This is a genomic window from Pedobacter hiemivivus (genome assembly GCF_005144565.1).
Classification (GTDB): Bacteria; Bacteroidota; Bacteroidia; order Sphingobacteriales; family Sphingobacteriaceae; genus Pedobacter; species Pedobacter hiemivivus.
The window spans coordinates 329,407-342,095 of record NZ_SWDX01000001.1; the positions used below are offsets into that span (position 1 = coordinate 329,407).

Here is a 12,689-nt window from a genome sequence, read left to right on the forward strand (position 1 = left end):
ATTAAGATATGTACCAGAAAACCAGCCTATGTTTATTGCTAACCGCATTCTTGTTTTTTAAAACCGGAACTGCTAATGCCCAGCAAGAAAAACGCCTGCTGCTGGGGACTGACTTTCAGTTTAAAGGCAAATGGTTTAATGAAGTAAATAAAGACGGCATCGGTGGTAGCATATTAAGGTTTTTAGAAGGAGAGCAGGACAGTACATCCGATGCATTAACAGTGATGAATATCGGAAAAGCAGGTCGCTATGCCATCTGGATAAGGACCCCCGATTTTGATACACGTCCCCGCACTCGCTTGTTCCAGCTTTCGGTTGGAAATGCCAGGTTAAAAAAAGCAGGCGGACATGGAAAACCAGGGTATGCCTGGGAGCGTCTCGGAAGTGCTGACCTGAAAGAGAGTGATGTGCTGTTGCGCCTCCATAATTTTAATTTTGGCCGCTGCGATGCTATTCTTTTTGTGCAGGACAGCACCATCAATCCAAATGACATAGATAAGAAAACCCTTTTATCCTGGAAAAAGCTTCCTGTTATGCAGGAAGCGCTTACGGAGGAAAAGAAAAACACAAGCCCCTCACTTCAACTGAGTAAGACCGATAAGATAATTGCAGGAATTGAAAACGAGGCTGTACGTGTGCAGTTTGTACGAACGGGAGCTGACCATAAGGCTATCGCTTGTAAAACAGAAATAAAAAAAGAAGGGGCTTGGCAACAGCTGAGTACTGCAAACATCGAAGACCATAGGATTTTCTTAATCAGTACAGATGCTACCGCCATCCAGTTTAATAAATATTATCCAACCTGGGACAACCAAAAACCAAATGCTCATTTTGTTTTTAATGGTCATAAATATGCAGTTCATAAACCGGGAGCTGATCTCAATCCTTTTGAGGCAGGTAACCTTAGCGAAGCCATTCCCATAGCTGCAGAAGCTGTAGATAAACAAACGATAAAAGTTCAATATGTGACCCGGAATGGGTCGACCATAACTGGTTTGTGGACATTACATCCGGGTCAGCAACATATTGATCTGCGGCTGATCTGCAAGGTTGCCAAGTCGGGATATTACAGTATGGGGATTGAAGCCTTTCAACCTGTTTCCGATCAGGAGCTGGAAAGCGTACTGATGGCGCCTATGTTTCAGTATAAGCGGCTTTCTGAAGGTCCGCAAATGATGGTTACTTCTATGATGCAGCAGCCCCTGGCTATTGTTTCTTCGAAAAGAGAGCAAGGTATTGTTTCAAGCTATGTCGCAACAAGCCCTGAATTGTTTAAAAAGGATTGGGGTTCGGTAGACTATGCGCCTGCGGGTTTTACACTGAAGAATCACAATAACCAGATACAGCCGGTTATGTTTTCTCCGGTTCTGGGAATGAATGATTCTAAATACCGTGCAGGGGAGTTGATTGACAGACGATTTATTATTGGTTTAAAGTCGGGCAATTGGGATTCGGCCATGGATTATGTATCGAAGGAAGTGTTTGAAGTTAAGGACTATCGGAAACAAGAAAAAGCTTCACTTACTGATGCGGTATTCAACATGATCGAACTGGTGAAAAATGACAATGCTGCGGGATGGGCTACCAAACTAAAGGGATTTTATGATATTGAGGGCGACCCTGAAACAGCACCTACTGTTGTAAATGCCACACCATTGGCCAACATCGCACTCTCTGTATTGCAGAATGACGAAGAATTTTACATTAGTAGGTCGTTGCCGACCATAGAATTTACGCTTTCCAGAAGCGGGTACCGATGGGCGACCGACATTGTTCCGACAGCGTATAATGCTACACGAAAAACACTGGAATTTAACCCGCTTACCTCTCAGTTCACCACATCTTATTACGTAGGATTGGATCGCTTATTGGGAGGATTGAACCCCTGGCTGAAGAATATAGCACTACCGGGAGATAGTCTGAGGATAGCAAAAGGCTACTCAACAGATTTCCATTCATGGAACCAGGCGCTTTGGGCATACCAGCTCACAGGACAGGCGAAATGGCTGCAACAGGCAAAAAAAGATGCCGATGTTTTTATTCAGCAAAAAATATATAACAATACCAATAAATTACTCAGTCATACACCTTTTTACAATGCCACTTTTTATACGCCCTGGTGGGACTTGCTGGATCTCTATGAAACAACAAAAGATAAAAAATATCTGAAAGCCGCAGAATATGGGGCCCATTTTACCATTGCGGGAATACGCAGCTATCCGAAAGTGGAAGACAGCCTGCAAACAATTCACAAGAATAATCAATATGATGGCGTTACACGTATCTGGTGGAAAGGCAATCAGCCTTATCGTTTAGGCTTTCCCAGGAAAAGTGGCGATGTACAGGAAAAGAAAGTGCCTGAATGGCTGGTATCGCCAGTGGGCCTGGGCTTGGAGCAACCCAGCACTTATTTTACCCGGGTAAAAGGTCAGACAGTCCATCCGGTACTGATGAGCAGCTGGGCACCGCATTTGTTGCGGTTGTTCCAATACGAGAACAAATCTATCTATGAAACCTACGCACGTAATGCAGTGATCGGTCGTTATACAAACTATCCGGGGTATTACAGTACAGGTTTTACGGATGTACCTATGTCAGCTGATTTTCCTTATAAAGGGCCGGATGTGAGTTCCATTTATTATCATCATATCCCACCGCATATCGCTTTTAGCCTCGATTACCTGATCTCAGAAACCATACAACGTTCGAATGGAAATGTAGTGTTTCCTTATAGTAAACAGGAAGGATTTGTCTGGTTTAACAATCGGGTATACGGAGGCGGGAAAGGAAAGATTTTTGGAGATCAGGAGGCAACACTGTGGATGCATAAGGGCCTGGTAAATATTCAGAATCCAGGAATCAATTATGTTACTGCAGTTTCGGATAAGAGCTTCTGGATCCTGCTTTCCTCGGAAGCTGAGTCCGAGCAAAAAGTATCTGTACAATGGACTGATGCTACAGCTGCGCTAAAGGATGGGAAAGCCCTGGTTTATGCGCAAAGCGATCAGTCAGTTTCCCAGGATTTTAAAGCGGCCAAGATCGATGTTGTTGTCCCTGCAAAAGGATTCAAGGCAATTTCTATTCCGTTAAAGGCGAACCGGGTAGCCAAGAAATATCAGCCGGTAAAAGATGGAATGAAGGTGATTGATCTGGGGGCTCCCTGGGGGCGTGTATTCTTGTTCCGTATCCGCTCTCCCTTTGGTTGGGATACCTGTTATGGATTTGCAGAAACAGCTCCTTTAAATGGATATTCCGTAACCGTTAATTGTAACAATCAGACGCAGGAAATAAAGCAGTACCCTTACGAATGGAGTTCTAATAAACTGGCGATGGGCGAGAGCGCAAACCTGGAACTCATTTTTAAGAGTAATGATGGGAAAACAAAATCAAAAAAAATTGTACTCAATGGTAATGAATAGAAAAGGTATGAAAACTGCATTGCTTAGTTGTTTATTGATGTCTGCTACTGCATTTTCCCAAACCAGGCCTGATAGTGATAAGATTGCGGCCTCCCAGGCAGGGGCTTCTCCTCTTTATTTTGATGTTTCTGCATCTAATATTCCTGTAATTGAAGCCAGTAATTTCAATAATGAGCTGGAATGCAATGTCAGGGGAGGCTTTCCGGGCTTCTTTGAAAAAGTAAATGCGGGTAAAAAGGTGCTGGTCGCCTTTATCGGCGGGAGCATCACCCAGGCGAATTTTGGTTATCGCCTTCAAACGGCCAGGAACCTGGAGCAGACTTATCCTCAGGCAAGCTTTCAATGGATCAACGCAGGTGTATCTGGCACGGGAACGGAGCTGGGTGCATTCAGGATCAATGAACAGGTACTCAACCATCAACCCGATCTTATTTTTATAGAATTTGCCGTTAACGGCGCTTATGCCGCCGGGATGGAAGGAATGATCCGTCAAACGATCAAGAAGAACCCCAATACCGCTATTTGTTTGCTGTATACCATTTTAACTGGACAAACTGCCTTTTATCAAAAAAATGAGTTGCCCCCAAATATTAAAGGCCTGGAGCAGATTGCGGCATACTACGACCTGCCTTCTGTGAATTTAGGTATGGAGCCAGCAAACCTGGAAGCAGCAGGAAAGCTGATCTGGAAAGGGAATCCAGCTGATCAGGAGAAAATTTTATTTTCTGAGGATGGAATACATCCGACTACAGCGGGGGGGAATCTCTACGCAGCAGCCATTGCCCGTGCCTTCAAAAAAATTGAGGCAGCAAAACCTTTAAAAAAGAAGGAGCTGCCAAAGCCATTAATTACTGCTGCATGGGACGAGGCAACGATGGTAGATCCATCAACTTTGCCAGTTCTTGATCAGGGCTGGCGGGTGATAGCAACAGACACCGATCCAAATCTTAAAAAATTCAGTCCCTGGTTTTCTAATGTACTTTCGGCAAATAAACCCGGAGCCACATTTAGTTTCCGTTTTAAGGGAGATATGCTGGGCGTATTTGATATTGGCGGACCAGAGGTTGGACAACTGGAGTGGATCATAGATGGAGAACCTGTAAAACTATTGAATAGGTTCAACAACTATTGCTATAACCGTTACCGCGGACAGTTTGATGTAATTAAAGTGCCTCATGGGGACCATTTGGTAAAGGTAACCCTGTCTGGCCAGAAAGCTGATAAACTCATGATACTGCCAGAAGACAAGAGAGCGGATATCGTTCAACATCCTGAAAAATATGATCAGACAGTGATCTATTTAGGTCGAATTTTATTAAGAGGAACATTATTGAAATGAAACAGATTCTTAAATTAAAAAAGTATAGTAAATTCATTTGCTTTTCAGTTGCCTGTTGTTTGTGTATGAAGTCTAATGCACAAATTGTAACAGATAGCAAGGGGGTTAAAATTATCTCAAAGGACAAAACTTACCTGTTTAAGCCCGATTTTGTGGTTATCTGTAATGAAAGGGATCCTGAGCTCGCGTTAAAACCTTCAGGATTAAAAAAAGTAGCTTACAATATTCCCACCTGGAAAACTGATGACAGTATTCTGGCTGATTATCATCAACAAATTGTTAACGCCAGTGTTGCCGGAGATGGATTTGACGATAAAATATTAAGAAGTGCGAAGCAAGATAGAACCGCCAATATCTATCACGCAGGAAAGACATATTTTCTTAGCGCCGTCAAAACAGTCAATGCCGGAGATTCCATTTACTTTATCTTTCCGGAACATGCTTTGTTTACACTAAAAGCGTGGTTAATTAAAAGCAGTTTGCCTTATCCCAAAATAGAGTTTCTGTTTATACCTAAAAAGAACGGTTTTTATAGTGTTGGGTATATCGGGGCACCATCTTTTAAAAGTGATCTTGTGGATGAACTTTGGCAACCGCTGATCTGGACGGAAAAACGGGCTCCATTGCAGCCCTATCTTACGCCCTCGTATATGGCGACAATACCCACTACATTGGTGAATGACGGATACAATTCAATAGGCGTACTGGCTGATTCCAGGTATTTGCCTTTTCAACCTTTGCCACTGTTAACCAACAGCCAGTTTGGGATCGCACTTTTAAATAACAAATCAGAATTACAGCCCCAGGTTTTTGCCCCCATGCCGGGTGGTTTCAATTCTCAGATGAGGGCGGGACATTCTTTTGAGTTTTCGATGAACTTTGTTGTTGAGCCCTTGAGCATCACTAAAACATATGAGCAGATCGCAACAAATGTGTTTGGATTTAAGGATTACCGCAGCAATGCCTCCGTTTCAATGAATACAACCCTGGATAACCTAATTGATTATTCCAAGACACGTTATGCCTGGTTTATTGATAGCTTAAAAGGCTTTGCTTATTCTACAGATGTGCCTGGCGCAGTAAAAAATGTTTCGAGTCTGAACCCACTTGAATTGGCTATTGTTAGGGATGATAAAGAAATGTTTGATAAAAGGGCATACCCTTTAATGGAGTTTATGTTGTCACGAGAAAAATTTCTTTTTGCGATTGACAGCAATCAGAAAATTCAATCCCCTTCCAGGAAATTGAGAGGGCCCATTGCTCCATTATCAGAATTACAGGTGTTGTCTGATGTTTTTGGCAAGAACAACTCCTTTTATGCTACGATGGCAAAAAAAGAGTTCGGAACCGCGCGTGTCAGAAATCTTGATGAAGAGCAGAAAGGCCGCAACTGGGTCAATGCCATGTTTATGTTTAAGCTAACATCCGATTCGGCTTACTTACGTTTAAGCAAGACTTTAGCGGATAAATATCTGAAAGAAAGAGTAAATACAAGGTTAAAGCAGTTTGGCGATCCCTTGTTTAGTTCCAACTTTTTCTGGCCAACCTTTACCAATAACTGGTCAGCCCTTTTAGAGTTATATGAACTAACTGCTGATCGCCGGTATTTGGAAGCAGCACAGGATGGAGCCAGGCATTATACCTTGTTTACCTGGATGACCCCAGCCATACCGAATGATCTGGTTACTGTAAATAAAGGGGGAAAAGCGCCTATGTATTGGTACCTCAAATCAAAAGGACACCATCAAATGTATTATCCTGAAGAAAAAGTTCCTGCATGGAGACTTTCTGAAATGGGACTTACACCTGAATCATCTGGAACTTCAACCGGACACAGGGGGATTTTTATGTCTACCTATGCACCCTGGTTGTTAAGGATAGGCTATCATACAAAAGATCCATTTTTAATGAATGTGGCTAAAGCTTCGATTGTTGGCCGTTCTGAAAGTTTTCCGGGATATCATATCAATACGGAAAGAACTACAGCCTATGAAAAGGCTGATTTTCCGCTCCATGAGCATAAGGATCAGAGCGTAAACTCCTTTCATTACAATCATATCCTGCCAATGGCTTCTATGTTTGTTGATTATCTGGTTTCAGATGCTTATGTAAAAAGTAACGGCAAAATTGACTTTCCAAGTGATTATATAGAAGGATATGCATATCTGCAGAATAAGTTTTACGGGGCTAAGAAAGGTCGGTTCTTTCAGTTCGAAAATGTACAACTCTGGATGCCTTCCCGCCTGTTGAATACAGCTAACATTGCTTTAAACTATGTCAGTGCAAAAAAAGGAGATATACTTCTACTTGCTTTTATGAACCAATCCGGAGCGGACATCACTACTCGTGTTTCTGTAGATGCTTCGAGGGTAGATTTTTCTGGCAGTACCGGAGTTCAGACTTTATATCCATCAGCGCAAGCTTTGAATTTAAAAGATGGTTCTTTCCAGATCAGTGTCCCTGCCGGTGGTATTACCGCCCTGGCTATCCCGGGCGTAAAAATCAGGAGTGGTTTTCAGGACCAGATCCTGAATGTGAAAAAAGATCAAAGAACTGATTATATAAATATTCCGGAAGGAGATACAAAGGCATTATTGTTTAAGCTCGGTGCTTATGCGCAAAAGCTTTTTGTATTTCTTCAGGAAGATGATACAAAATGGAAGAAGGCCAGGATGATCTATAAGATTAAGGGAAACAAAGAAAAGATCATCGATAAAAATGAATATCCATTTGAATTTACAGTGCCGGTTGATAAAGATAAACCGGTTCGTTTTCACCTGGAATTAACGGATATCGATGGGAAATTGACGAGATCTAAAGAAACGGAATTGGGCAAATAAATTTGAACGGAGAGCGTTAATTTAAAGCGAGTATCATTTTCCTGATGATGCTCGCTTTTTTTATTTTATGGTTATTTAACCTTTTGTTAATGAAAGCGAATTGCTTAAACAAAATTATTTGTGGTAATATTGCGCATTCCTTAATAGATGGTATAGCTGTGAATTGACATGTTATCAAGATGTTAATTGGAAAAAAAAATATGCTGAGATTAATATATTGCCTTATCTTTTTATTGTCAGGAATAACTTCCTTTGCACAAAGTCCAGATCAACTTGTAAATGTTTTTCTAGGATCCTCAGGAGACCACGGACAGCTATCGCCTGCGGCCTCATCGCCTTTTAGCCAGTTGAGTATTTTGCCTCAAACCAATCCCACTTTGCATACTGGGTATGAATATCTGGCAAAAAATGTTTTAGGCTTTACCCATAACAGACTCGAAGGTGTTGGTTGCCAGGGAAGTGGGGGGATAATACTAATAAAGCCATTTTTAGGGAAAGAAGATGAAGGACAACCTTTAACAAAAATAGCTGATTCCGCGAGCCCTGGAAGTTATACCATATCCTTCAAAGAAGGAATTGAAACCAATATCGCTGTTGACCAAAATTATGGTATGTACAACTTTAGCTTTCCAACAATAGACAAGGGATTTTCTATTGACTTTTCGCATGTTTTTAATCAAGCTTTTGTTGGAGAAAAACACACAAAAAATGGTGATGTTATCTCCGGATGGGTTAAGGCTAAAACAACATGTAAAGTTGGCATTTATACCATATACTATGCGATGCAGATTGATCACATACAAAAATGGCAAGAAAATGGAACGCATGGCCTGGTGGTAAATCTGGACCCTAAGCAAAAAAATGTGCATGTCAGGGTTGCTTTTTCTGCTGTGGATGAAGCGCACGCCATAAAAATGTTAAATAAAAACAAAGAAGTAAAGATATCGACAGTACGAGAGCAGTCTGCCCAGCGTTGGAATAACCATCTTTCATCTGTGAAAGTAGAAGGTGATAGAGAACGTGTAAAGCTTTTTTATTCGCTGCTTTACAGAACTATGCAGTCTCCTTATCTTATTTCAGAATCTGATAAAACCTTTAAAGGAACCGACGGGAAGCTACATCTTACAAAATCTAATCAATATCATGGTTGGGCAATCTGGGACAATTATAAAACCCAACTTCCTTTATTGTCTATTTTATTCCCGGATAAGTATCAGGATATGATTCATTCTATAGGTGATTTATATAGATATGGGAAATACGATTTTGCCGGACCACAGGAACCGGCAAATTCAGTTCGGACTGAACATAGTATAGCAGTGTTACTTGATGCCTTAAAAAAGGGTTATGTAGTTGATTTCAAAGGACTAAAAGATTCTTTATTAGCTGATACCGCCAGATTCGATTTTACTAAACCTGATAAGTACCTGGAGGCGTGCTATGATATGTGGGCCATGGGTAAGTTGTTTGATAATTATGGTGAAAAAGAACTGAGCAAACATTTTTTTGAGCGAGCACAAACGTATAAGACCGTCTGGAACCGTGAGTTTAAAGATTTAAGTAAAAAGGATGTCGATCGGATGTCAGTCCGTAATATGTATCAGGGAACAATCCGTCAGTATAGATGGTCGGTGCCTTTTAATGTTCAGGGCCTACTTGATTTATCTGGTGGAAGGCAAGAATTTACAAAGCAATTAGATGATTTTTTCGACAATTATTATTTTAATAGGGCTAATGAACCGGACTTACAATCACCGACGTTATATTATGCCAGTACAAAGCCTTGGAAATACCAGAAATTGGTACAGAGGATTGCGTTGGATACCGTTATTCAGTATTATTTCAATGACAATAGTCGAGGGATCGGTGCACATATAGATAGAATTTATAAGAATGAGCCGAAAGCATTTGTCAGGACAATGGACGACGATGCGGGTGCGATGTCTGGATGGTTTGTAATGACTGCGATTGGTTTACAGCAACCGCTTGTAGGAGAGCCCGTTTATTATCTTAACGTTCCATTATTTTCTACAGTTACACTGAATGGTGGAAAAGCACCTTTTGTAATAAAGGTTTCAAATTTTGAGGATAAAAATCGGTATATCAAGGGTGTCACGCTAAATGGAAATAAATTGGATCGTTTATGGATCCGTCATGACGAAATTCAACAGGGAGGAATACTTGAAATCGAAGCGGGTTCAGTACCCTCTGATTTTGGTAGCAGAAATATGTGGATATCAAATTTGAACTAATTGAGTAGTGCCGGGCAGCTACCAGCCACCACCGCCACCTCCGCCGCCACCTCCACCAGAAGAACCGCTACTGCTACTCCCGGAGCTCCAGCTCGAACTTCCGGATGATCCCGAAGAAGAGCCTGTATCTGGTTTACTATCGCTAATCGCACTGCTAAATGGTACGATAAAGCCTTTGGCAATACGAGGGTAATAAAACTTGTCGCCCTCATACCAATCGGGACTGTAATCTGCTTGATTGAGCAGTTCTTCAAATTTGGCTCCCCAGGCATTTTCTATATCAAGGGCAAGTGCATAAGGCAAAAATTTCTCAAATAATTGAGGAGTATGTTCCGGAGGGTTTAACATATTCAAGCGATGTTCCTCTGCCGTTTCTAAATACATTTTAAATCCTTTGATCTTGCTTATAACATCAGTTCCTGCTGCTGTAGGTGCCCTAATCAGGTAAACGTACAGTGCATACATGATGGTGCAAGCTACAATGAATACAAGGGAAATTATGGGTAGTTTGCTGAGGTTAGAAAGGAGCATATACAGCGGAACCCCACCGAAGCCAGCTCCCCAAATGATCAGGAAAATTCCTACAGGCACAGATTCGCCTATCATTTTGAATCCTGCAAAGAAGCAAAATCCACCGATCACAATAAAAGGACTGAGAAAAAGCATGATCATAGGAGCGCCGGTTTCTACAAAAATCATGAATACAACAATTACAGCCAGTGTAATTAGTGTTGATTGTATTAATGTTTTTTTGTGAGTAATGAAAAAATCTTTTAAGTTAAGCTGCGGTTTCAATCTATCCTCATGTGCATTCTTTGCTGCATTTATGGTCGAACCATTCGATTTATTGATGTATATTCTATTTCTTTTGTTGAAGAAGCGGAGGTAAATGGCATCTTCTTCGTTCGACAGTACATTTGTTAAACCCGTTGATTTTTCAACAGCGTAATCTTCTTTTTTGAGGCCTGCTCCTTTGCTGATTTTTATGACTTTTTTAACGGCCATATTGATGATCGAGATGGCAAAAGACTTATCATCTATTTTTTTGATGTAAAAATAGCGGAGTAGGGCTGGGGACCAGTTATTTGGAATATTAAAGCTGGGAATGATGACTGGTTCCTGCGGATCCCGTCCATAACGCGACCAGCTGATGTAATAGTACGCTCCAAGGCCAATGAGCAAGAGAAGTGTCAAGGTTATTTTCAGATAGTCCTGGTAAAAAAGTTGGAAATTAGAAGGCCTGTGTATAATCCCTTTCGTAAAAGCTGAGGCTACAGTAAATCCACTTCCTGAGGGCAGACTTTCAGTCGTTTGAAAACTCAGGGACTGATCGGGATTGATGCTGATGCTACAGTTTTTACTGGTCGAACCAGAAGGACCAGTATAACAAGCGGTATTGTCTGCCAAAGCTCCATTAGGGAGTACAATGGTAGCAGAGGCTTTTTCTATTTCGAAGTTCCACTCACTACCGGTAACATTCCAGTAAATTTCATCATAGGTTTTAAAGAAACCAACCTGTCCTTTAGTTTGGTAATTGATTTCATAGGTGTAGATACCTGGATTAAGTATAATATCTTCGTTCCCGATGTATATACTGCGGATACTACCATCGTTTTTGGTCTTGTAGTTTTCCTTCTTTCCATCCTTTAAAATACTCGTTATTTTAAAATCTGCGGATTTTCTGTCGCCAAATATATCTTTACGATATACTGGGATGCTCCTAACAATACCGCGTTTAATCTGATCGCCAGATGCATAAACCTTAATTTTTTCAGACAGGTACATCATGCCGGAGGTATCAATCCTGATGTCGGTGTGAAAAGAAATGACTCTTTCAGATTGGTTATTCTGCTCACCTTGTTCTGTAACTGGTTCCTGCGCTAAAGTTTTTGTGAACAAAGCTGGAATGAGCAATACGATCAGTGACAGCCTGAGCAGCGAAAATAGATGTTTAAGTTTCATAAGATGATTTAAAAAGAAACCTTTACTGGTTCGCGTTCTGCAGAATTGTTTATTTCGAAGAAAATGCCGTTATCGAATCCAAAGATGGATGCGATAACGTTGGAAGGGAAGGATTGAACCTGAATGTTATTTTCCCTCACTGTACCGTTGTAATATCTTCTGGAGAGTTCAATTTCAGTTTCTATGGTTTCCAGTTGAGTTTGGAGCTGTTGGAAATTGGTATTTGCTTTCAAATCAGGGTAATTTTCAGCAATTAACATCAATCTGCTGATGTTTTCTGAAAGATGGTGCTCTGTATTGATTTTTTCCTGATTTTGTTGGGTCTGAATCGCTTCATTACGCAAGCGAACCAGATTTTGCATCAGTTTTTGTTCATGACTGACATAACCTTTAACAGTTTCAATGAGGTTAGGAATCAATTCATACCGTTTCTTCAAATACACATCGATCCCGCTCCAGGCTTCCTTCATCCTGTTTTTCTTGTTCACAAGTGTGTTGTAATAAAATATGCTGCCAACTATCAGCAAGCATATTAGGGCGATTAAGATGTATAACATAGGTAGGAGAAAGATAGGGAATTAAAATTGGAGAAATACATGTGGTTAATTCTGTTTAAGAATTAACAATTTTTTTATCTGTTGTTGTGTATTTGTTTTATTTAATTCAGTATTATTGTCGTGTATAATTACTAAATTAATCATAATTATTATTGCGTACGATCACAGTCTCTCATTCAGCACATGATCTACGATAAAAAAAAACGGCCCTGGAATCATTAAAAGGGTAATTGCCAAAACTATTCTACAATTACGTAATAAAACCGATAGACCTCGGACAATAAACAAAGTGTTGAACATTGAAACCCTATTCTATATTT

Annotated in this window: 6 protein-coding genes; 4 read left to right on the forward strand and 2 right to left on the reverse strand. The window is 40.7% G+C overall.

The genetic code is table 11. From position 1 onward, the window contains the following. Positions 1-8: 8 nt before the first annotated feature. The 4 genes from FBD94_RS01305 to FBD94_RS01320 all read left to right on the forward strand — a co-directional run bounded on the left by FBD94_RS01305 (position 9) and on the right by FBD94_RS01320 (position 9,850). Positions 9-3,419 (forward strand): hypothetical protein, encoded by a 3,411-nt coding sequence (locus FBD94_RS01305; RefSeq protein WP_136878817.1) that lies wholly within the window; start codon positions 9-11, stop codon positions 3,417-3,419. Then, complete coding sequence (locus FBD94_RS01310; protein ID WP_235884334.1) at positions 3,406-4,758, forward strand: SGNH/GDSL hydrolase family protein; 1,353 nt, start codon at positions 3,406-3,408, stop codon at positions 4,756-4,758. Before FBD94_RS01305 ends, FBD94_RS01310 begins: the two co-directional genes overlap by 14 nt. Next, positions 4,755-7,598, forward strand: a complete 2,844-nt coding sequence (locus FBD94_RS01315; RefSeq protein WP_235884335.1) for a hypothetical protein — start codon at positions 4,755-4,757, stop codon at positions 7,596-7,598. Before FBD94_RS01310 ends, FBD94_RS01315 begins: the two co-directional genes overlap by 4 nt. Before the next feature lie 200 nt (positions 7,599-7,798). Beyond that, positions 7,799-9,850, forward strand: coding sequence for a glycoside hydrolase domain-containing protein (locus FBD94_RS01320; RefSeq protein ID WP_235884336.1), 2,052 nt, complete (start codon positions 7,799-7,801; stop codon positions 9,848-9,850). An 18-nt stretch (positions 9,851-9,868) separates the two neighbouring features. On the opposite strand, the gene FBD94_RS01325 is transcribed toward FBD94_RS01320, so the two are convergent. Then, a complete protein-coding gene (locus FBD94_RS01325; protein WP_136878820.1) occupies positions 9,869-11,812 on the reverse strand; it encodes a DUF2207 domain-containing protein in 1,944 nt (647 codons plus the stop codon). An 8-nt stretch (positions 11,813-11,820) separates the two neighbouring features. Further along, on the reverse strand, positions 11,821-12,300 hold the full coding sequence (locus FBD94_RS01330) for a LemA family protein (RefSeq protein ID WP_235884337.1): 480 nt from the start codon (positions 12,298-12,300) through the stop codon (positions 11,821-11,823). Positions 12,301-12,689: the final 389 nt, after the last annotated feature.